The organism is Clostridium folliculivorans (assembly GCF_024341905.1).
Classification (GTDB): Bacteria; Bacillota; Clostridia; order Clostridiales; family Clostridiaceae; genus Clostridium_AR; species Clostridium_AR folliculivorans.
In genome coordinates this window covers 1-24,385 of sequence record NZ_BQXY01000013.1, presented here as the reverse complement: position 1 = coordinate 24,385, position 24,385 = coordinate 1, and the positions used below count along the sequence as shown (strand labels likewise).

Below are 24,385 nucleotides of genomic sequence, written 5' to 3'. Positions count from 1 at the left end.
TTATATCATTTATAATTGCAAATTAATTATTTTATTATCAAATCTCATAAAATACTCATTTTGGTATAACTTAAAATGTTTATTCTTATATTTAAATACAATCTAAATTAATTAACTAAAGATTCTCTTATAAGATATTTTCAAAATATTTTGAATCACTTACCTCTCTTATTACATCTGACAATTCAATAATAGGTATAATTTTATCAGCTCCGAATTTTAATAACCATCTTTCTCTTTCACAAATTAGTTTTAATTCAGTTCCATCAATTAATTTCTTCTTTTCGTTAACTTCTATATCTATCTTCCAACATACTATACAATCGAATGTCTCATACGGATGATCGTGCTTGAAAATATTGCTCAACAAAAATTCCATTTCCACCAACAAAGGGTTCCCCTCATTATTAATACATATTAAATCTGTTGTAGAATGCTGTGAGTAATGTGCTATAGAATCTATGTATTTAATATGCTGTTTAAATTTATTATTACTTAGTAATGATGTGAGCAGTAATGCAACCTGAGATTCATTATCTGGAACCTTTTTAATAGGAATATCATCTATATTTAATCCCTGTAGCTTAGAGAAGTTAATAAGTCTATTCTTCAAAGCTAAATTCTTGTCTTGTATTTGAGCTTGACATTCTTCTTCTTTTCTCATTTTGAAATATACACTTTCAGCAATTGGCAGTATGTCTTCATCAATAATTTTTTTTGCACTACTAAGAATCCATTTAACTTTAGGATCATCTTGATTACTTATGTTATTCCTATCAGCGGTTAACTCAAAATTTTGAGAATTTACTACAAGGTGAAAATGGTGATAATTAGGATTGGTTATGAGACTAGATTTTTTTGTTACTGGTATAAAATCCTTAGCTAAATAAACTCCAAACCTGTTTTTTAATCTTTCCGAATGTCTTAATTTGCATATTGATTTTCTACAATTAACTCCTGATACAGTTCCATACATTTGAAAAGAAACGTACTCTCCATTTATATTAGTACTTCGATGATATGGCCCAAAATGTCTACAATAATTAACTGATTTCCTATATACTTTTTCATGTTCGTCCTCTTTTGGATTTTCCTGTGGTGGATAAAAATGATGTGTTCCTCCTATTTCTTCTCTAACTTGCTGTATTTTATCATTTATAAATATCCTAGGGGCTACTTGCATGTTTTTAACATATCGATTTAACTCAGAATATGTAGCGAATAAATTTTTAAAACTCCCACCGGCAGTAAACCATAAAATATAATCCTTTAATGTATAAAAATTAAAGTATTTCTCTGGATTATCTATTAGATATCCCTCAATCTTAACCGATGTACCATCATTGCCTACGATTGGTGCATCGTTATCGATAGTGTAAACAGGAACTTTACCATTGCTTAAGTTTTCCCATGGATCATCCATAACTGCTATGGTTCTTTCTGAATTTTCCTTTTGAGATATTACCGTTATTCTTTTGCTCCTAAAGAATATTTTGGTACCTAACCCTTTTTCACCTATGTTTCTTGTATCTTTACATGAATCTCCTAAATTAAAAAAGCGCTCCATTTCATTTCTTCCCATTCCAATCCCATCATCTATAAAATCTATACAAAATAAACCTTCATTATTTCGATATAATTCTATATTAATGTTTTTAGCCTCAGCATCTATAGAATTACTTATAGCTTCTCTTGGAACTTCTAATGGATTTACTATATTTTTTGCAATCTCTTTATACAGTGAAGCATCTTTCACCAATGGTATACACTTCTCCAAATCTATCACTCCTATTTTAAAATTTTATTAAACCTCTAAAACTTGTGTATTGCACAACTTTTATTTTGAACAATTTACTAAAATTAATACATAAATTGTTTAAGGATGATTGATATGGAAAGAAAAAATATCATTGGAAGTAATGTAAAGTTATTTCGCAAACGAAAAAATTGTACTCAAAAAGATTTAGTCGCAAAAATAAATTTACAAGGAATAAAAATTGATGAACCAATGCTTTCTAGAATTGAATCAGAGACTAGACCTGTATTCGATTATGAGGTTTTTGCAATTGCAAATGCTCTAAGCATCAGTATTGATGATTTGTTTAAATTTAAAGAATAAAAAGACTTAACTATGTAGATAAAGTTAAGTCTTTTTTTATTACTTATTAGGCTTACAATCCAAGTATATTACTTGAAAGTATTAAATAACTCTATAAATAAGTTGTTTATTATTTAATGACATACGAACTAATATCACGCTCATTAAAAATCATAATCTGATTTTAAGATAAACTTTGAACTCAAAGGATATTAGAAACAGCTTGTACACTTTGTTTCATCGCAAACAAGGACGTGCTGTTTGGAATAAATCTTTATAAAAAATACAGTTTTATTTTTTACTGTATTGTTTTAAAAATTCAAACTTTTATTTAAATTCACAGCAGTAGTGTCCTCCAAGCAATTGCGCAAAAAAAGTACACTAACTTAATAAACTTAGCATACTTTTTCATATAATTATTTAACTTTTATAAAAATAAAATTGCCATTATAGTAATATAGAATTATCATAAACATATTAATCTTAGCAAATCTTATCTAGCACAGATAACCCGTATGAATTCAATCTATTATGTTTTTTGCCAATAATATATTATCTATGGTTTTATATAATCAATTTTAAAATTCATCATAATCTAGCAAATCAATGTCATTATCGAGTTCAATTTTCTCAGCACTCTTTACCGTATTGGTTTTTGAAACTTCTTTATTCAATATACTATTAAAATCAAGTATATCAGTTTCAGACTCATTCCAATACTTGCTATAAAAGTCATTATAAGTTTCTTGACTAAAACCTTTTATTTTCATTACATCCCTAAGCTTTTCAAAGAGTTCTAATTCATTTAATATATCTCTCTTAGAACTTTCCTTTATTAACAACTTTTTTAATTCTCTTATTTCTGATTTTTTTTCTTTCAAATCAGTTAGCAAATTAATTTTGTCATTCTTTAAAGTATCTATAAAATTATGTAACTCAGATATTTGCTTCTTAAGCTTATCATTTTCATTAATTATATCAGCTTGAGCTTTATTAAAATAATTCAAATATTGAATTCTAGTATTCTTACTAACTTTTTCAATGAAATCTATGTCAATATAAAATGATGTAAATGGTTTATTTTCAAGTTTTAATGCCTTTTCTGATAAAGCGTTTTTCTCATTTATTTCTTGTACTATAGATTTTAACTTTTCATTCCTTGAAAAATCTCTTCTCTCTACACTGTCAAAACCTTTTTTTCTTGCATACTCAGCTAAATCTGTATATTTTAACCTTCTAAAAACAACATTTTGTACATAATCATTTATTATTGAAATTAGTATTTCATCAGAGTACTTTTTAGGATTTTTCCCCATAAACCTATTTCTCCTTCTTTGCTAGAAGTTGTGCTAGCTCATATGTATTATTAATCATGGCATTTCTTTGAATTGATACTTTTTCATTGAAGCTCGCTATTGTTTCTCTGTTTTTTATTATATCGCAAAGAACCTTTACACAGTTGCTTAGCCTTTTTTCTGTCTCAAAAATTTGAACATCTTCATTATATGGGATGAATTGTGGACATAGCCTATGACTAGGTAAAAACTTCATACATAATGAAATATCATTATCTGTATCGTATTCACAATATCCTCCATATGATTTGAAGTTCTTTACTTTATTAGTTGTTTTATCATTGGTTTTTAATACAGTATTTGCAAGTAATTTGCCATGATTATTTTTACTTGAGTTTTTTATGTGTGGAATCTTTCTTATATCGTTTCTATATAACATTTTTTTTGAAAAAGAAAGTGCAAAAGATTTGGTATACTCTTGCTGATGTTGAAAATAACTGTATGTAGTATTAATATCCTCATGTCCAGCAAGACGTTGAACTGTTTCAATTTCTTCACCTAAGAATATAGCATTTATAATAGCTATATGCCTCGAATCGTAGAGAGTAATTTTCTCTATCTCGTTTTCTTCTAAATCTTCAAACGCCTTTTCATTTCTATTATAAATTTTGTAACCATATTGATTTTGTATAATTTCCTCATAAAATTGTTCCAGAATTATATGTAAGTTGCTTACTATAAACTTATTTTTATTTAGTCTTGGGCTAAACCTACGTAACGATGTATATAACTCTTTTGAAAATAAAAACTTCCCCTCAACATTTTTCATATCATCTATATATTTTTTCAAAAATGTGTACATTTTTTTATCAATACTAACTTCATCATCATAATAGCAGTTATCCTCGCTTGATGTATTATCAAACTTATACCCAACATGTTTGCCAATGCTTCGTTTCAATTTAACAACATATCCACTACTACTTTTTTTAATTAAATTTCTTTCAACATTTATAAGTTCTGATGGTCTAAGCGGAATAACAGATGTTAGCTTCCACCAAATAATAACTGGATACCATTTCAATAATATATCTATATCATTTTTATGCTCATGGTAAAAAGATTCTATTATTTCATTAAATTTAAATACACTGGAAAAGCTCACTAATTTCCTTGTCTTATAACATTTTTCTATAACATTCTCTGAGAGAACCTCAACATAATGAGAATTAATCCCCCCCATAAACTCATCAAATTTTTCTAAATAGCTAATTTGATGATAAAAAATTTCTTTCTGTAATTTATCAACATCACTCCGTAGTACTGATTTAAACAATAGTTGTTTGTGACGAACTGTTATAGAACTTACGTGTTCAATATCATCTAACATAAACGACTTCAAACCCATATCTATAAACTCTTTAGACGTCTTTAACTTCTTTGATATACTCTTTAACTCGGTGTCATTAAAAAAAATTAGACTTACTTCTTCCCCCCTAATTTTAATGATCCAAATATTATCTTTAAATTTAGTGTCAGAATTTATATATCCTTCACTTTTTAAGCGCTCAAATTCCATCATATATTTCTCTATTTCAGATAAACTAAATTCACCTAAATTTTTTTCAATCCACACTCTTTCTTTTAATTTCAATTAATTAGCCCTCTCTTCAATGAGTTTAATTTCAGCAATTTGTTTATTAAACAATTTATATTGAGTAACATCCAACACATTTTCAAATATATCCTCACCTAATTCCGACTTAAAAGCTGAAAGTAATGGAGTATATTTTTTCTTAAAAACCATAGCAAATAATTTTTTGGAACTAATGTCATGTAATTCTTCAAATTGTTTGAAGAATTCATTAATTAAATCCTTAAACTCATATATAAATAGTCTTGATGCTACCAAATAATCACATCCAATGCAATTATCATTTCTAATTTGGCAATCTACTAGTTTTGTAATATCGTTTCTTTCTTCAAATATAATATTATTATTTGCATTTATTCTAGCTTTCAAGAGACATTTACAATCAGAGTGTTTAGAATATGACTTTCCATAAATGAGTTCCCTAAGAAACTCCTGTGCCAATTTCTTATCTCCTTGAAAAACTTTAAAAAAACTATCTAAATCAGTATTTCTTTGGTACAATTCTTTATGTACCTTCTCTATCTCTGTATTTTTCATCTCCAAAGAATTGAATATTTCAATCTGCTTTTCACCATCTAATAATTCGTAATCACTTTCTACTAGCTTTAAGATATATTCTTTAACACACCCCATTGTACCCCTAGCAAAAATACCTACAGCCAACTTGCTAATATCCTTTTCAATATAATACTTATTACCAGTTTGTGATATTTCTTTCCCATTTTCCTTATGCGCCCTTAAGTCACTAACAGCTTTTGAAACACACATCTTAAGTTCTTCAAATTGTTTGCTTAGTACACTAAAGAATGTCTTAGTTCCTCTGAGATTTCCAAATGGTTTACCAAGAATTCCTTCTATATCTATTTGAAACAATTCAAATGTTTTGTTTATACTTTCATTCGAAGATCCGCCTGGGCTTATCAAGTCTTTCTTATTAGTATATTTATTACTAACAGTTTTCTCTACATATTGTCTATTACCCTCACAAATACACATTAATAGCCCTAGATATTTATAAATTATTGCTGGTATACTACCTTCCAATTTATCATCATTTTTATACGATTTTAAATTCATTCTATAAATATATTCTGTTATGTCCTTACAAATCTTTTCTCCATGATATTCCTCGAATTTGAAATTATCCTCTCTTAAATCCTCTAAGAACTTTAGTCCATCATCATATCCAATGAGCTTTAAATTTGGCTTAGGTAATTTTTCTAGTAAATCGCTTCTTCTCCATGCGAAAACAAAATGGACTAATACATATAATATTGAAGATGATGCTGTTCTATTATATAACAATTTCTTGAATTTATTTGGTTCATCTAATATGCCTAATATTGCAACTAGAAGAGTAGTAAAATTATCATCATTGTATTTATCAATATCATAATGTACTTTTCTTTCCTTTGCTATAGATATATCAATAGATGGTATTACATGATTATTTATAAATGAGACCATAACCTTACCACATTGATTACTAATCTTAAATGCTTTTTCAATTAAGTCTTTTGATTTTTCTATCTTACGTTCCAATGGTAGATTTAAAATATTCTTCTCGATATTATTATTTAACAGATTATAAAGTCTAACATATATAAGGGCTTTTGTATTAGTATTCCTTGCCCTTGAGTTATTGCTTCTATCAAGGACATATTCATTAAATTTGTTTATTACATCTATATCTTTGAACTGTATTTTTAACGTACTTAATTCAATCATATATCGGCTATACATACTATTAGCTGCTTCTATCTGGTTTTCATATTCTAACAATTCTTTTAGAACTGGTAAATCGTCTCGCATTATATATAAACCTTTTTTACATATAATTGGGTGAATATATACCTTTATATTCCTAGCATTAAAAAAATTCCTATCTATCTTTTTATCAGTTAAGTACCTTACCTCGTTTTCTACATACTCCTTACTTAAAAATCTTTTCGAATCGTTTATCAGCTTGTCAACTTCCTCTTTTCTAAAAAAATAGTAGATTGGAGTACAGGATATTTTAATAACATTAACCTTATATCTTTTAAAATAACTAAATCTTGCAGTTTTACATGGTAATTGTTCATCTATTTTCTTTAATAATTGTCTAAACTCTTCGTATGTATAATATAAATTATTTAACTCTTCTCTTGTTAAATCATCGATAGTCCTGATATATTTGTGATCTCCTTGTATATAACTTATCCCATTACTTAAAATTTCATCTATGTAAGCCAAACATCCATCCATACTATACAGATGTACCCCATAGAAATTAAAATCGCTACCTTTCTCTATAACACTATAGTTACTTTCTTTGAAAAAAGTACTGAGCGGAGTTCCTAATCTATCTTTATACAGCTCATATCCTAAACATCTTTGTTTTATAGTATCCCTAACCCATTGATTGCTTCTATATTGATGATATGATTCTATTAATTTAACTCTACAATCTTCAAATTTATCCTTAATAAAATATATTGATTTTGGTAATAAAGGATGAGTTACAATCATACCCATTCGCTGAAATCTCCAATAAGTATATTTACAAACCTCAATTCCTAATTCATTTAAACTATTTAGAGCTTTATCTTTCTCTATGACATTATCGTAGAAATTTAATAGAACTTCCTCAAAATCTTTCCTGTAAATATAATCTTTTTTATGATATACATACCTATCTTTTTCCCCAAAACCACACAATATCCCAGTTATTACTTTCGTATGAAGGGCTCTTCTTATAGAACTGTAACTTTTAATAGTTGTATTACTAATTATATAATCTATTGTTATAAAATCTCTATCAAGTTCCTCTTGAGTAATATATTCACCTGTAAAGGCAAAGCTTAATTCTTTATTTATGTACTTTTCTAAAACTTTATGTTTGCTCATTTTATACCTACTAGTCTACAGATTTATGTATCTTTTCATAAATAAATCTTTAGCCTTTCTCAAATCGGTTTCTGGTATATATGTATCTTGACTTTTTAGATTTCTATCTCCACGATAGTAAGCAACAGCTAATCTTTCTCCTACAGTATTGTTTAAAAATTGGCTATAAATATACCTTAAAGAATGAGGAGTTATCGGTTGTCCTTCAAGTAATCTCTCTTCTCTAATAGCTAGTTCACTTCCCTTTCCAGCTTCAATTTTAATATTCATAATTGCTTGCTCAGCTACACTTCTAAATCTTCTCATATAATTGTCATTTGTCATAGCTTTTCCTTCTGTATTAATAAAGATAGCTCCATACTTATGTGATAAGAATCCTCTTTGATTTAAAAGCTCTTGATGTTCTTTGTATTCATCTCTTATGACGTCAGCAAAAACCTCGAAAACTGGTTGCTCTCTATTTATTTTAATTTCCCCTGTTTTAACTCCATCTGAACGTAATCTTGCATCTGATGTTAGATCTATATATAAGCTGCAGCTTTCATATTTTAAATCTATTAATTTGAGTCGTCCATTGTGCATCTGCATAGCTTCGCCCATTCTTAGTCCTGCAAATGCCTCCAGTACAATAGCGAACGTTATCATTGGATCAATAACTCTCGACACTTCTACTAGCTTTTTCACTGTATATAGACTTGCTTTAGTTACCTTACTTCTTGCTTTACCACCATTTGAATTATCTAGGTTAACCGTAACTATATTTTCCAGCTTTGGAACATACTTTATGCTACCATTCTTTAGTTTTTTAGGATATTTCCCAACTATAAAATCATCTAGCTCAAAATATTTCATTTTGTATTTTAGTTCCTTACCTCTTGCTGATTTTCTAGCTGTACATAACCAATAAACAAATTTAGTTATTACTTGATTTGTACGATCCACTTCTGTTTTTGATCTACTGCTATTAGGATTTTCATCATCATCAATTAAATTATATGTATATAGGTTTAAGAATTCTTTTATTAGATCCTTATCTAAATTTTGTATATCTATAAATCTTTGTGCATATATGTAATTCAAAAACTTTATTAATGGCTTTATATAGTTCCTAAGAGTATTTGCTGATTTGTCAGCTAAACTAATTTTAATTCCACCAGAGCCAAAATCATCGTACAAAAAATCTGTGAACCTATGAAATCCACTTTCATCATTTTCTTTTATTGCAAAAAAAGTTTTATAATTCCCACCTATTAGCACATTTATTGTTATCGATTTAAATCTTTTAGGTTTTAGTTCAATAACATCTACTGCATTAGAATTTTCTCTTCTATTAAGAAATGATTTTAATTCACATATGTTTATACTATCTAAAATTTCATTGTTATCTAATTCCAAAACGCCTAAATCTCTATACATATATATCTCCGATACTCTATTGGTTTTTATTGGACATGCCGTATTTTTCATTATAAAACACCTATTGGACACTTACAATAACATTTCTGTTGTTAAATAAAAAATACATAGTCTTAACTCTTTATTTAAAAGAATTAACACTATGTATTGGACATTTATTATTTATAGTTAAATTGTTACTTTTAGCACCTAACTTCTGTAGTAACTATCAAATCACATTTTTCAAAAGCATTTTTAAAAGCTTTAAGCATTCTTTCTTCATTATCACCAACTACTGTTTGGTTATAAACAGCTATACCTATAGCTGCAAGTTCTTTAGCTAAAAATTGAGCATTTGTATTTACTATGTCTCCTAATAATATCTCAGTTCCTACAGAAATTATTTCTGCCCTCATGTTCTTTCCCTTCTTTCTTCATGTAAACTTCAACTTTATAAACTTATTAATATATAATTATCCATTATATTTTGGATGAAGATAATTATTCAATCTCTTTTCTACATCTTCTATAGATTCATCAGTTCTACCACAATAATCTATGACTTGATCCTTAGAAAACTTAAATGAATCAAAATACTTAGCATGCTTAGAACTAAAATATAATCCACACACTGATGCAACTGGATTCATCATGTAACTCTCAGTAAGCGTTACACCTGTTCTTTCAGTAACCTTTAAAAGCTTAAATACCTTCTCCATTTGTTTCTGATCCTTCAATGAAGGATATCCAAAGGCTGGTCTTATACCTCTGTATTTAGCCTGGAACAACTCTTTCTTAGTTATACATTCACTCTTATCATACGCCCAGTATATCTTTCTTATGTCTTCATGAAGCTTTTCAGCTGCAGCTTCTGCCAATCTATCACATAAAAGCTTAAGCATAATTGCCTTATACTCTTCACCAGCTTCTTTAAGTTGTTTTTCATACTCATATACTTCATTGCCAGCAGTAACTAAAAAACTTCCTATATAATCAGTCTTTCCACTTTCCTTAGGAGCTATAAGATCAGATAAGCATAGGTGATTTCCTTCTTTCACTTTTTTCTGCTGACGAAGAAAATTAAATACCTCTATTTCATAATCACCACCATATAGCACAACATCATCTTCTATAGAATTAGCTTTAAATATTCCGAATACTCCCTTTGGTGATATTCTATTATTAATCTCTAATTCATCAAGCATATTATTTGCTTCTTCAAATAGCTTTTTCGCTTCTTCACCGTAGATTTCATCATCTAATATTTCAGGATAAGTCTTCTTCATCTCCCAGGCAATGAAGAAAAATGTCCAATCTATATAGTCTCTAAGCTCTTTTACTGAATATTTTACTTCCTTCACTCCAATAAATTCAGGAATATCAATATCTTCTTTATCCCATTGAATTCTAAACTTATTTCTTCTTGCTTCTTCAATTGATATATTATCCGCCGTAACCATCTGCTTATAGCTTTCTCTTATATCTTTATATTCATTACTTATATTCTGCAAAAAGGATAATTTATCCTTCATAAGGTTTTTCATTATTTCAACGGTTTTAGATGCATCTCCACCATAAATTACACCTTTACTATACTTTGGCGCTATTTTTAGAGCAGTGTGAATCTTTGAAGTAGTTGCTCCACCTATTAATAATGGTATATCAAAGCCTTGCTTTTCCATTTCCTCAGCAACATGCGCCATTTCTTCAAGTGAAGGTGTAATAAGTCCACTAAGTCCTATAACATCAACCTTTTCCTCTCTTGCTACTCTAAGAATCTCTTCGCAAGGTACCATAACACCTAAATCTATTATTTCAAAATTATTGCAAGCCAATACCACACCTACAATGTTTTTTCCTATATCATGGACATCGCCTTTTACAGTTGCTAAAAGCACCTTTCCAGCTTTACTACTTTCATCTGAATTATCTTCTTTTATGAATGGAAGCAATATTTCTACAGCCTTTTTCATCACTCTAGCTGATTTTACTACCTGTGGAAGAAACATCTTTCCATCACCAAATAAATCTCCAACAATCTTCATTCCATCCATTAGAGGACCTTCAATTACATTAAGCGCCCTTGAAGTTTTAATTCTTGCTTCTTGTAAATCTTCCTCCAAGTATTCACTTATACCTTTTACTATAGAATAGCTCAGCCTTTTTTCTACTTCATCATTTCTCCATAACTTTACTTTTTCATCTTGCTTTTCTTCACTATTTCTATATTTATCAGCAAGCTCTAATAACTCCTCTTTAGCTGCACTTCTCTTATTAAGAATTACAGCTTCTACTAATTCTAAAACATCTTTAGGTATATCATCATAGATTCTTATCATTCCAGGATTGACTATTCCCATATCCATTCCTGACTTTATCGCATGATATAAGAATACCGCATGCATACTTTCTCTAATAAAATTATTGCCTCTAAATGAAAAACTTAAATTAGATACTCCACCGGACACTTTTGCACTTGGAAGATTTTCTTTAATCCACTTTGTAGCGTTTATAAAATCAACAGCATAATTATCATGTTCATCTATACCAGTTGCTATAGCTAATATGTTAGGATCAAATATTATATCTTCAGGAGGGAATCCAACCTTTTTGGTTAATATGTCATAGGCTCTCTTACAAATCTCAATCTTTCTTTCATAGCTATCAGCTTGACCCTTTTCATCAAAAGCCATTATGACAGCAGCTGCTCCAAAACCTTTTATTATAGCAGCCTTTTTCATAAACTCTTCTTCTCCCTCTTTTAAGGAAATAGAGTTTACAATACACTTTCCTCCAATAGACTTTAACCCTTCCGTAATGACTTCCCACCTAGAAGAATCAATCATTATAGGTTTGCATGCTATTTCTGGTTCAGAAGCCAAAAGTCTTAGAAAATATGACATTTCTTCCTTTCCATCTAACATACCGTCATCAAAGTTTATATCTAAAACCTGTGCACCATTTTCAACCTGTTCTCTTGCTATTGCCAGTGCTTCTTCATATTTCTTTTCTCTAATTAGTCTTGCAAACTTAGCTGATCCAGCTACATTTAGTCTCTCTCCTATGTTTATAAAGTTATTTTCAGCTCTTGCTTCCAATAACTCTAGGCCTGCATAAGTACTGATTTTTGTTCCTTCATTCAAAATTCTTGGAAGGTAATTTTCCGCTAACCCTTTTATAGCCCTTATATGCTCTGGTGTCGTACCACAACATCCTCCCACTATATTCAAACATTTGTCTTCAAATAATTCCTTTAGATAACTACAAGTTACCTCCGGAGTTTCATCATATTCACCTAAAATATTAGGTAAGCCCGCATTTGGATATAAAGATATATATAAATCATGTTCTTTTGATAACTCTTTTACAAAAGGTACAAGGTCCTTAGCTCCAAAAGAGCAATTAAGTCCTATAGATATAACATAATCACTGTTCATTGACTTAACAAATGCTCCTAAAGTTTGACCAGATAGAAGCCTTCCACCTTTATCATTTATAGTTCCTGATAACATTATTGGAAGTACTTTATTCTTTTCTTTAAACACTTCCTCAGCAGCTATTAATGCAGCTCTTGCATTTAAATGATCAAAAATAGTTTCGATAAGTAGTACATCTACGCCTCCATCTAGTAATCCGGATACCTGTATCTTATATGAATTTACAACCTGATCAAAGGTAACACTTCTATAAGCTGGATTTTCTACGTCTGGAGACATAGATAACGTCTTATTTGTTGGTCCCATTGAGCCAGCCACATACCTTGGTTTATTCTTTGTAGATAAAGTATCTGCTGCTGCTCTAGCAAGCTTAGCTCCAGTATAGTTAAGCTCATAAACCATATCCTGAAGACCATAATCCTCTTGTGAAATAATATTGCTATTAAAAGTATTAGTCTCTATTATGTCTGCCCCTGCTTCTAAATACGCTTTATGTATGCTTGTTATTATTTCAGGTTTCGTAAGTACAAGCACATCATTATTTCCTTTTTGTTCTTTATGTGATTGTATTTGACTTCCTCTAAAATCCTCTTCTTTTAGCTTATAGTTCTGTATCATAGTTCCCATTGCCCCATCAAGAACTAGAATTCCTTCCTCTAAGCTTTTAATAAATCTGTTTTCTGTGAATAAATGCCCCCTCATTACTACCTCCAAAATATTTGTTTTTACACTTAACGTGTATATCGATATGCCTATGTGTACTTAAACTATAATGTTTTAAAAATCATAATTCTTATGACTGTTAAAAATATAAGATTACAACTAAAGTTTGGATATCTATACTTATTATACTATAATACTGACTTATCATGTAGTTACTAAAGGATTCCTATATCGAAACTTAATTTATTAATATTATATGTATTTATAGATTCCCATATATAATAAAGCTGCTCACCGTAAAATAAAATTACGGTGAGCAGTATTTAAAAAACTCTTTCTCTCAAAGCTTACTTATTGAATTATACAGTCTTTATTTGTGAGAAGGGGTACAAATAAAAACTGATACGGTTATCAGTTAAGTATTAAAACTTTGGAAAGTATATTCAAAGTAAACTATGTATGAGAAAAAGAATTTATTGCCCTGAGCCTGGCTTTATAGACTGTTTCTTAGCATTTCTATTACTATTCTTTGGCTCTTCATCTGATAAAGTTGTATCCCAATTTGATTTAATTTTTCTAGTTAGCTTATTATCAATTTGACTATCTTTTGGCATATCTAATCACTCCTTCTTTTGTTTTCTGGCACTTTGTCCCTCTCTTCACTCTTTAATTTATGTACTTTCTATTTCAAATATTCATAGTATTTTTAACTTACCTTTTGTGTATCTTCTAAATAATGATCTTACTATAAAAAAGTTGCTGGCTCGACCTTCTTCAGTAAATTTTTTATACAAAAAAAAAAGCTTAAAGCTTCATAAGCTTTAAACTCTTTTAATCATTAGATTGTTTTTAATAGTATCTAAAATTAAGTGGTTATACAGGAGATGCTATATGAGCGAGCAATTAGAATTAAATGATTTACGGATATGGTGTAGCGTTAATAAACTGTATTGTCCGAACGTAGTGAGTTATACAGTTTTAGCTACTCCATTAGAGAAAATCATATTAATTCTTTGCGTAAGCTCATTAAAGCATTGGATGAATAACCACTTAATTTAAACACAGTGATTAAATATATCTAATTATTATTTACTTTCCATAATAGCTAGAGCTACTGCACCTATAACACCTGCATCTGTTCCTAGACCTGCAGGAACTATCTTACATGCTTCAGCCATATTCTTAAAGCATCTCTTATTTACTACTTCTTGAACTTTATCAAAAACTATTTCCCCTGCTTTTGATACGCCTCCACCTATTATGATCATTTCAGGATCAAATATAGATATTGCGTTAGCTACACCTATTCCAAGATAATTTAATGCATTGTCTATTATATCTTTTGAAATCTCATCACCAGCAGCTGCTTCAGCAAAAACTTCTGCTGAAGTTACACTTTTATACTTTCTAAGTGATGTTTCTACTTTACTTTCTAAAGCTTCTTTTGCTCTCTTTCCTATAGCTGTACCTGATGATGTAGCTTCAAGACAACCTATATTTCCGCAATTACATCTAGGACCATTCGGTGCTACAGTAGCATGTCCTATCTCAAGAGCATTGCTTGTATTTCCTCTGTATATCTTTCCATTAAGTACTGCTCCACCACCTACTCCAGTACTTACTGTGAAGTATACCATATTTTCAGTGCCTTTTGCTGCACCAAACATAAATTCACCTATAGCAGCAACGTTAGCATCATTATCTAAGTATACTGGAATTTGAAACTTTTCTCTAATAGGCGATACCAAGTCAAAATTCTTAAAAGGAAGGTTTGGAGTAGTTATTATTATGCCAGTTTTAGCATCTAGTGGACCAGGAGATCCAATTCCGATAGCCTTAACCTGAACAACATCTACCTTTCCATTTTCTATAACATCTTCTACAGTCTTAATTATTCTACCTAATACTGCAGCTTCTCCTTCATGTGCATCAGTTGCGATTATCGATTGACTTACAACGTTTCCATTAAAATCAGACAAGGCAGTACTAATTTTTGTTCCACCTAAGTCTATACCTATAACATAGTTACTCATTATTTTCCCCCCATATCCTAAAATGAAACCTAATTTACTTAAAATTTTACAACAATATTATAACATATATACAATTAATATTATTGTATATTTTATCACCTTATAATATTTATACAATATTCCTAAATTTTCATTATAATATTGTATATATTGAAAATATTATCTCTATTTAACTCCATAAAATTAAATTTATTCATTCTTGTAGGCATTTATATAATATCTACCCTGATTGTCATATCCTTGATCTTTTATGTAAAAATCACTATCTGACAACATCTTACATATAACTTGTATACTCTCGTTTCCACAGTTATCTACTGTTATCGTAAAGTTATCTTTGTTATCTACCACACCAATATAATCATAAATATTACTATAATCGCTAAGTCCGATGCTTCCTCTAATATCCATTCTATAATCTGACATTTGCAACCCCCTAGATATAAGTTTTTACTATTAGTATAGATAAAATTATGATTAATATTCCTTAGTTTGATTAATTTTTATTTTAGTAAATTGAATACTATATAAAAGTTGCTGAAGTGTCTTCTTCAGTGAGCTTTTTTAACGCATCTGCCTTTGCCAATATATATTAAGAACATTTGCCAGGTAAATAAGTTTTATTTTTTTATTATACAACAAAAAAGACTGAGTAAATACTTAATACTAACTCAATCTTTTTAAAAAAACAGGCCTTAAGTCTTATATCTTTTCAATATTATAAAGCTTCACTTCGTAATTCTCTTAGCTTTTTAGCATTCTCTATTATTTTATCTGCTTCTAATACTGGCACCTCTTCATACCTTTCAAAATTACATCTAAAACTTCCCCTAGCCTGAGATATTGATCTAAGGTCCGTAGCATACTTGAAAAGCTCTGACATAGGAACTTCAGCCGTAACCTTTTCCATTCCATCTACAGGCTCCATACCAAGTACTTTTCCTCTCTTTTTATTTATATCTCCTATAACATCTCCCATATAATCACTAGGAACCATAACTTCTAAATGCATTATTGGCTCAAGCAAGATTGGCTTTGCTATCTCAACACCCTTTCTATACGCTAAAGATGCTGCAATCTTAAATGCCATTTCTGATGAATCTACTGGGTGATAAGAACCATCATGTAAAGTTGCCCTTAATCTTATAACTGGATATCCAGCTAAAACTCCATGCTGTATGCAATCTTTAAGCCCTTTTTCCACAGCTGGTATATAATTTCTCGGAACAACTCCTCCTACTACTTGATCTACAAATTGCAACTCATCATATCCATCAACTCTAGGTTCAAACTTAATCTTTACATCCCCGTATTGACCATGTCCACCAGATTGTTTTTTATGCTTTCCTTGGACATCTGCCACACCTTTTATAGTTTCTCTATATGGCACCTTTGGGCTTTGAAGAATAACCTCTGCACCAAACTTATTTTTCAATTTAGATGCAATAACATCAAGATGAGTCTCACCAACACCTGAAATTATAGTTTCTGCATTTTCTACATCTCTAGATACTCTAAACGTAGGATCTTCTTCTAATAGCTTTGTAAGTGCTGATGATATCTTATCCTCGTCTCCCTTACTCTTAGGAAGTACAGCCATAGATATAACTGGATCTGGGAATTCCATAGGTTCATATATCACCTTATTATTGCTATCACAAATTGTATCACCAGTTGCTGTATATTGAAGTTTAGCTACAGCCCCTATATCTCCAGCAGTAATCTCCTTTGTAGGTATCTGGCTTTTTCCCCTTAGGAAATATAAATTTCCCATCTTCTCATTTCTTTCTTTAGATGAATTATATACTATAGAATCAGCAACAGCTTTTCCTGTTAATACTCTAAATATAGATAACTTTCCTACAAAAGGGTCAGCCACAGTTTTGAAAACAAAAGCTGAAAAAGGCTTTTCTTCATCTATCTTAACAGTATCATTGTTATCGTTTAACTTTTTGTATCCATTTCTCACCATCTTCTCTGGAGAAGGGAAACAACCAATTATATCTTCAATCAATGCTCCCATACCAATTACTTCTAGTGAGCTACCACACATAACTGGAGCTATCTCTCCAGTACAGCATCCATTAATTAACCCTCTATATATCTCTTCATCAGTTAATTCTCCATCATTAAAATATTTATCTAAAAGTTCTTCATCAGTTTCAGCTACAGCTTCCATAATCATCTGTTTACACTCTGCAACTTTATCTAAATATTCCTCTGGAACTTCTTTTAATTCAACTTTATTAGTTTTTTTATCATGAACTTTAACTTTTCTTTTTATTACGTCAATTACACCTGTAAATTCGCTTTCTTTTCCGATCGGATATTGTATTGGAACTACTGTTATACCAAACTTACTCTTTAGATCAGATAACACTTTATCATAATCTGAGTTTTCTCTATCTAACTTGTTTATAAAAAATGCCCTAGGTAGTTTCATCTTATTACAATACTCCCATGCCTTTTCCGTACCAACCTGAATTCCGGCGGCACCACAAACTACTATCATGGAAACATCTATAGCTCTAATCCCTTGTATTTCTTCACCTACAAAGTCAAAATACCCGGGAATATCTACAAGATTTATCTTTTTATCATTCCATTCAAATGGAATAACAGAAGCAGATAAAGAGATTCCCCTCTTTTTTTCTTCAACATCATAGTCACTTGTAGTTGTGCCTTCTTCTATCTTTCCTAATCTATCAATGGTTTTAGTATAATATAATAAAGCTTCTGCTAGGGCTGTTTTCCCTGATGAACTATGTCCAATTATACCTACATTTCTTAGATTATCAGTTTTATAGTCTTTCATACATTTTATCTTAACTCCGCAATCTACAAAGTTAAGATATTCACCTACCTTCCATTAAAATTTAGACTTTAGCTGTATATAAAGCTGTAGTTGATTGATGTCTCTTTAAGATTTATTTTTGCAAGATACTATACTAATCTTTTAATATCATACTAAAACTAAAGAAATTCATATCAACTAGCTAAAGATTTTCAAAGCTAAAAATATTTTCTTTTTGAACAGAATGTATTAATGGTAAATATAAACGATTTAATATTAATGTGTTGAAAGTTAAATTGATAGATTTAATTTTATAGATGTTGTATATTATATGGCGGGATAATCCTCTAAAGTATTCAACCTTTATATCGCTTGTGAAAAATTCGCTAAAGCGATTTTCTTTATTGAAATTTTTGCGCAGCTGCCTTTTCTTAAGTGTATGTGAAGAATCTTACAGGCGACATAATCTTCTTTTTTATTCTTTAACTTATACTGTGTCTTAAGCCTTTTCGCATAATTATACACATATATAATTTAGTTATAAATTCCTAAAGAATAAAATAGAATTAGTTACTAATAAATGTATTCACAACTTTTTTATATTATTATATTAAATAATATTCTCTTCTTTAAATTATTATCCTTCTTATTTTCAAAATATTCTGAAAACCTTTTCTATATATCTAATTATTGGAATAAATCTGCAAATTATACCTTATATTTAAATTTTTTTATTTAAAAAATAACATGTATTATGTTAAATGTTAATTTTCTATGTATTTATGTACATTTTGTATAATCTTTGGTAAAATAGTCGTAATTAGGGATATTACCTAAATCTTTATATTAATAATGTCATCTATTTTTACTTAATAAAGGCAAACCTATCGAAAGGTAGGGACGCAAAGCTATGGATCTAAGAATTTGATTTATGATTGCCAAGCTACTAAGTTTGTTAGATTAAAAATGGACAAGTTTTAATTTGTCCATTTTTATTTTTAATATTATCTTTAATTGAAAATTTTTAATGATATGGAGGAGATATTATGGTAAAGAACGTAATAATAAAAGGAATAGGAAGTTATCATCCTGAAAAAACACTGTACAATGATTATTACATAGAACACTATAAAAAATACGGTACAGAAGGTCATGCAGCAGGCCTGATGGAGAAGATGGGAAGAGACAGAAGAACTATAGCTTCTCCAGGTGAAACAAGTATTACAATGGCGGTAGAAGCCGCAAAAGTAGCTTTAAATAAATGTGACCTAACATCGCTAGATATTGATGCAATAATATCAGCATCAGATACACCCGAGTTTCTCACACCATGTTGTGCATTGATTATAAAAAATAAACTTAAGGCAGAAAATGCCACAAACGTTTTTGATATAAACAATGATTGCATAGGTATGCTTACAGCAATCGACATTGCTTCAAGATTTTTAAAAACGGACGATAAATATAAAAGAGTTCTTGTATTAGGTTCAATGAACATGATACCATTTTCTAGAGAAGATGATTTGGTTGTTTATCAAGGTATATCAGATGGCGCTGCAGCTATTATACTTGAAATTATAGAAGAGGAGGAAGAAAGGGGATTTTTAGGTTCTAGGGTATTTACTGATGATAGTTATAATGAAAATATAAGATTTCCTAATTGTGGTTTATCAAAAATAACTGATGAAACAACTTCAAATTATGATCGAAGATTAAAATGGGATCCTTTCGACTTTAGTTTTCTTTCTGATGAGTGGACTAAACTTATAAGTTCCTTGTTAATGGATTATAATCTTATTCCAGAAGAAGTTGCTCATTATTTTATATCGCAATTCTCTAAATATGATTTGTACCAAACTATTGAAAAACTCGGTGTAGATAAATCTAAGGCTATATTTATTGGTGATAAGTATGGCTATACCGGTTGTGCAAGCCCAATTATGGCACTAGATGACAAATTATCTATTGAAGGTTTTAAATCAGGGGATATTCTAATATTTTGTTCTGTTGCAGCTGGTTACACTATGTCTTCTCTAATCTATAAATGGTAATTAATTTTTAGAAACAGGGGGATAAGAATGGAATCCTTATCAAGTAGTATAATTGACTTTCAGAAAAAAACATTAAAATTCGTATTAATAATATATTCTGTTAGTGCATTAATGGCAGGAATAGTATTTATAGGTATGAAGGCAATGAATTTATATCCGGAAATAAGTTGGAGCTCATTGTATATTCTAATGGCTCTAACCTTATTTGAGGTTATACTTTTTAGACTAGGATATAAATGGGCCATGAAGGATGCTCAGTCGTGGAAGAGAGGTTTAACTTTTCTAAAAGCTAGCTTAGTGATCATATGTTATGTAAACTATATTTATTTGACTTGGATGGTTCCATCTAAGGAGCTATGGTTAATAGTGTTTTATTTCATACTATTAAGCGCACTTTTATTTGATCACAAGCTAACTCTTATATCAGTTGGAGTTAGTATATTATCACAAGTATATATATTCTTTAGCAATTCAAACTTGCTACCTGAAAATCAAGTTTTCTTAAGAGAAATAGTTATTAGAATAATTGTGATATCCCTTACTTCTTTTGCGATATATCTCTTTACATATTTCTCTTCGCTATTACTTAAAGATATAAGTGATAATGAAAATGATATAAAAGAAAAAAATGAACATATCTTTAATTTATTCTCTCAAATAAGTGAATTCTCAGAGATGCTTCTAAATTCAAGTACAACATTATCAACTGCTGTTGATCAAGAAGCAAAATCTCTTCAGTACATAGCCTCTATAAGTAATGATATTAATAATGATGCAAATCACATGCTAAATAACTCTCAAAAGAATGAAACCATACTATCTAACTTACTCGACATAAACAAAAATGTTTCTAGTAAGGTTGATAGTACTAAAGCATTCTCTAATGAAATTATTTCATTATCTAATGAGAATAATAAATCTCTAAGAGAAGCTCTAAATATAATAAATCATATAAGCATAAGAATAAAAAATACTTTTGAAGCTTCTAAAGTACTTGAGGAAAAATCAGCTGAAATAGATAGTATTATAGGGATAATAAGTGATATATCAGAGCAAACTAACCTCCTTGCCTTAAATGCTTCTATAGAAGCTGCTAGAGCTGGTGAACTAGGCAAAGGCTTTGCAGTAGTTGCTGAAGAAGTTAGAAAATTAGCTGAAGATAGCAGAACTTCTCTAACTGATATAGGGTCATTATTAAGCGAATTCAAAGAAAAAATAAGAGAAGTTGAAGGATTAATGACTGAAAATAACGCTCAAATTTCTACTGGTAATACTATTTTAACCAATGCAGTTGATAATGTATCCACTATGGTAGATAAGCTGAAAGTATCTAATACTAATATAACTACTATCAGTGAGTTGGCATCATCAATGATTAATGAAACAGAGAATGTTGTTTCATTTAACTCCAAGATATCTGAACTTACAGAAGAAACAATAAATAAATTCAAAGAAGTGTCCGATTCAGTAAATCAAAATGCTGCTGTTGGTGAAGAAATAGCTGCAAGTTCAGAATACCTAAGAGATTTAGCTAAGGAAATGAACACCTTAACTAATAGAAACTAAAACTTATAACTGTAAATTAGTTATAATAAGCAATAGGCTGTCCATATAAGTGTTAAACTTATTAAGGACAGCCTATCTTTATTTATAATTTCTATGCAACTTTTTCTTCTTCATTCTCATCCCAAGCTGGCTCTGGCCCTCTTAAGTAAGATAATAAAGCTGCTATTACACTAAATATAAATGATATTGTAAACGCTAGTCTCAATCCACCAATAAACTTTCCAATAGCTATTCCTTCAGCTCCGACTTGAGTACCAACAAATAAAGCCTGCATAGCTTCTGGAGACACACTTGAAGCTATTATAGCCATAGAAAGCGCTATACTTAAAACTGTACCAGCATTATTTAACATAGTTCTTACTCCTGCAGCTACCCCTCTTTTGTCCGCTGGAACTGATCCCATTATAGCATTTGTATTTGGAGAAAAGAATAAGCCTGAACCTAATCCCATAATAAGCATCGATATAACTAACATTATCATAGATGAATTTTCTTTTATAAACATAAATCCTATTAGACCTACCGCAGAAGTTGCAAGTCCTATTGAACTTAATGCTCTTGATCCATATTTATCAGATAATACTCCACTTATAGGAGATACAATCATCATTGATATTGCAAGCGGAGTCAATAACATACCAGCTATTATTGGATCAATCCCTTTTATCCCTTGAAAATAGAATACTAATAGGAACGTTACTGCTCCTCTCGCTATCCCATTAAAAAAGTTGCTTGCGTATGCAAATGCTAATATTCTATTCTTAAATAATCTCATATCCAACATTGGGTATTTAATCTTACTTTCTATATTAATAAACAATGCAATTAATATAATTGATGCTACTATTAAGATTATTACAGTTGGATTAAACCATCCTGAGAAACTTCCTAAAGTTAATGCAATAAGCAATGATAGCATACCTAATGTAAATACTATAGTTCCTTTAAAATCAAACTTTTGTTTCTCCGGTAAGTTAGCTACTTCTTTTAATTGAATTGCTGCCCAAATGGTTCCTACAATACCTATTGGCACATTTATATAAAATATGCTTCTCCATCCAAAGTTAACTAGAAAACCACCTAATATAGGCCCTATAACACTAGCAACACTTATTATCATGGTATTAATTCCAAGAGCCTTACCTAGCTCTTTCTTTGGGAATGCATCTGTTACAATAGCCGTACTATTAGCTACCATCAATGCACCGCCTATTCCTTGTATTAATCTAAATATAAGCAATGTTATACCATTCTGTGCTAACCCACATAAGAAAGATGCTACTGTGAACACAGCAAATCCACTAACATATAGTTTTTTTCTACCAACCATATCAGCTACTCTTCCTATTGAAGGAACTAGTATTGTTAAGACTAGCATATATCCCATAAGAACCCAAGTAACTATACCCATTCCTGCATTTATATCTTTCATTATCACAGGTAATGCTATCATTAGAGTACTACCACTCATAACTGATAGCAATGCACCGATTGTAGTGCAGGACAACGCTATCCATTTGTAATTATCTTTTTTCATTTACTCTTCCTCTTTCTCATTTAGTAGTGTTATTAATCTATTTAAACTATTATTGCAATTATCTTTTACTCTTCTTAATACTTTTTCTCTCTCATCAATAGTCCTTACTAAAGTGCTTACTTTTTCCAAAGCTTCATTAATATGATCTTTATCAGTAATATCTTTAGACCATATCTCATTTAGCATCTTCCTTAACCCTAATATCTGCTTTACCTCTGGTATCGTTAATCCCAGCTTAGATCTAAGTTCCTTTATTTCATTTATTGTACTTATATCTTCATCACTATACATCCTATAGCCTGAATCTGTTCTTGCTACAGGTGTAAATAACCCCATGTCCTCATAGTACCTTATTGATCTCTTAGTGAGATCAGTGATTTTTGAAACTTCATCTATTTGATAATACTTTTGATCCATACTTTCCCCTCCATTTATCATTTTAATAAACTATAACCTTAACGTCAATGTCATAGTTTCTGTATATCTACTAACAAATCGTTTACTTCATATGCTTCTTTCAAATATTAATAGATTACTTTCATATGCATATTTAAATTTTTAAATAAAATGTTCGTGCACCGATACTAGCACTTTATCTCAATACATATAACCTTTTATCCACAATAATCAAAGATTCTTCAACAGATTATACACATATTATAGCTATTTTTTACTTAGTCTGTGGATATATAATTATCAGAAATGATTATATAGATCTTTTTAAAAACAAAAAAACGCCAGATATACTGGCGTTATGTACAAATGGCTCCGCGAAGAGGGCTCGAACCTCCAACCTATCGGTTAACAGCCGAGTGCTCCACCATTGAGCTATCGCGGAATATTGTATCTCATAAAGATACAACCTAGCGACCACCTACTCTCCCACACAGTCGCCCATGCAGTACCATCAGCCGTCTAAGTCTTAACCTTCGTGTTCGGTATGGGTACGGGTGTAACCCTTAGACGCATCATC

16 protein-coding genes, 1 tRNA gene, 1 rRNA gene, 1 pseudogene and 1 riboswitch are annotated in these 24,385 nt (G+C 30.0%); of the genes and pseudogenes, 4 read left to right on the top strand and 15 right to left on the bottom strand.

Annotation, left to right across the window (positions count from 1 at the left end):
• Positions 1–127: 127 nt before the first annotated feature.
• Positions 128–1,777 (bottom strand): ATP-binding protein, encoded by a 1,650-nt coding sequence (locus OCU55_RS21865; RefSeq protein WP_261854411.1) that lies wholly within the window; start codon positions 1,775–1,777, stop codon positions 128–130.
• 114 nt (positions 1,778–1,891) lie between these two features.
• On the opposite strand from OCU55_RS21865, the gene OCU55_RS21860 reads away from it, so the two are divergent.
• A complete protein-coding gene (locus OCU55_RS21860) occupies positions 1,892–2,119 on the top strand; it encodes a helix-turn-helix domain-containing protein (RefSeq protein ID WP_261854410.1) in 228 nt (75 codons plus the stop codon).
• Between the two features lie 557 nt (positions 2,120–2,676).
• Here the strand turns inward: OCU55_RS21860 and OCU55_RS21855 are convergent.
• The 7 genes and pseudogenes from OCU55_RS21855 to OCU55_RS21825 all read right to left on the bottom strand — a co-directional run bounded on the left by OCU55_RS21855 (position 2,677) and on the right by OCU55_RS21825 (position 14,045).
• The gene (locus OCU55_RS21855; RefSeq protein ID WP_261854409.1) at positions 2,677–3,414 is read right to left on the bottom strand and encodes a coiled-coil domain-containing protein; all 738 of its coding nucleotides are present in this window, start codon (positions 3,412–3,414) and stop codon (positions 2,677–2,679) included.
• 4 nt (positions 3,415–3,418) lie between these two features.
• Positions 3,419–5,047: a site-specific integrase gene (locus tag OCU55_RS21850; protein ID WP_261854408.1), complete on the bottom strand. Its 1,629-nt coding sequence runs from the start codon at positions 5,045–5,047 to the stop codon at positions 3,419–3,421.
• The gene (locus OCU55_RS21845; RefSeq protein WP_261854407.1) at positions 5,048–7,936 is read right to left on the bottom strand and encodes a hypothetical protein; all 2,889 of its coding nucleotides are present in this window, start codon (positions 7,934–7,936) and stop codon (positions 5,048–5,050) included.
• A 15-nt stretch (positions 7,937–7,951) separates the two neighbouring features.
• Complete coding sequence (locus OCU55_RS21840) at positions 7,952–9,403, bottom strand: site-specific integrase (RefSeq protein WP_261854406.1); 1,452 nt, start codon at positions 9,401–9,403, stop codon at positions 7,952–7,954.
• A 146-nt stretch (positions 9,404–9,549) separates the two neighbouring features.
• Positions 9,550–9,747, bottom strand: a pseudogene (locus tag OCU55_RS21835) (molybdopterin-binding protein); the annotation flags it as partial.
• A 57-nt stretch (positions 9,748–9,804) separates the two neighbouring features.
• Positions 9,805–13,470 carry a methionine synthase gene (metH, locus tag OCU55_RS21830; RefSeq protein ID WP_261854405.1) on the bottom strand — a complete coding sequence of 1,222 codons (3,666 nt, stop codon included), beginning with the start codon at positions 13,468–13,470 and terminating at the stop codon, positions 9,805–9,807.
• Between the two features lie 434 nt (positions 13,471–13,904).
• Positions 13,905–14,045: a hypothetical protein gene (locus OCU55_RS21825; protein WP_261854404.1), complete on the bottom strand. Its 141-nt coding sequence runs from the start codon at positions 14,043–14,045 to the stop codon at positions 13,905–13,907.
• A 277-nt stretch (positions 14,046–14,322) separates the two neighbouring features.
• Between OCU55_RS21825 and OCU55_RS21820 the strand changes: the two genes are divergently transcribed.
• Positions 14,323–14,490: a hypothetical protein gene (locus tag OCU55_RS21820; protein ID WP_261854403.1), complete on the top strand. Its 168-nt coding sequence runs from the start codon at positions 14,323–14,325 to the stop codon at positions 14,488–14,490.
• Between the two features lie 26 nt (positions 14,491–14,516).
• Here the strand turns inward: OCU55_RS21820 and OCU55_RS21815 are convergent, their stop codons facing one another.
• The 3 genes from OCU55_RS21815 to fusA all read right to left on the bottom strand — a co-directional run bounded on the left by OCU55_RS21815 (position 14,517) and on the right by fusA (position 18,279).
• The gene (locus OCU55_RS21815) at positions 14,517–15,464 is read right to left on the bottom strand and encodes an ROK family protein (RefSeq protein ID WP_261854402.1); all 948 of its coding nucleotides are present in this window, start codon (positions 15,462–15,464) and stop codon (positions 14,517–14,519) included.
• A 189-nt stretch (positions 15,465–15,653) separates the two neighbouring features.
• On the bottom strand, positions 15,654–15,890 hold the full coding sequence (locus tag OCU55_RS21810) for a hypothetical protein (protein ID WP_200270325.1): 237 nt from the start codon (positions 15,888–15,890) through the stop codon (positions 15,654–15,656).
• Positions 15,891–16,182: 292 nt separating this feature from the next.
• Positions 16,183–18,279, bottom strand: a complete 2,097-nt coding sequence (gene fusA / locus OCU55_RS21805; protein ID WP_261854401.1) for an elongation factor G — start codon at positions 18,277–18,279, stop codon at positions 16,183–16,185.
• Positions 18,280–19,125: 846 nt separating this feature from the next.
• Positions 19,126–19,209: riboswitch (cyclic di-GMP riboswitch) on the top strand.
• Positions 19,210–19,304: 95 nt separating this feature from the next.
• Here fusA and OCU55_RS21800 point away from each other — a divergent pair.
• Positions 19,305–20,309: a 3-oxoacyl-[acyl-carrier-protein] synthase III C-terminal domain-containing protein gene (locus tag OCU55_RS21800; RefSeq protein WP_261854400.1), complete on the top strand. Its 1,005-nt coding sequence runs from the start codon at positions 19,305–19,307 to the stop codon at positions 20,307–20,309.
• 27 nt (positions 20,310–20,336) lie between these two features.
• Positions 20,337–21,875, top strand: coding sequence for a methyl-accepting chemotaxis protein (locus OCU55_RS21795; protein ID WP_261854399.1), 1,539 nt, complete (start codon positions 20,337–20,339; stop codon positions 21,873–21,875).
• Positions 21,876–21,966: 91 nt separating this feature from the next.
• Here OCU55_RS21795 and OCU55_RS21790 read toward each other — a convergent pair whose 3' ends face one another.
• The 4 genes from OCU55_RS21790 to rrf all read right to left on the bottom strand — a co-directional run.
• Complete coding sequence (locus tag OCU55_RS21790; protein WP_261854398.1) at positions 21,967–23,412, bottom strand: MFS transporter; 1,446 nt, start codon at positions 23,410–23,412, stop codon at positions 21,967–21,969.
• Positions 23,413–23,829 (bottom strand): helix-turn-helix domain-containing protein, encoded by a 417-nt coding sequence (locus OCU55_RS21785; RefSeq protein WP_261854397.1) that lies wholly within the window; start codon positions 23,827–23,829, stop codon positions 23,413–23,415.
• A 346-nt stretch (positions 23,830–24,175) separates the two neighbouring features.
• Positions 24,176–24,250, bottom strand: a tRNA-Asn gene (locus OCU55_RS21780).
• Between the two features lie 23 nt (positions 24,251–24,273).
• Positions 24,274–24,385 (bottom strand): 5S ribosomal RNA (gene rrf / locus OCU55_RS21775); the annotation flags it as partial.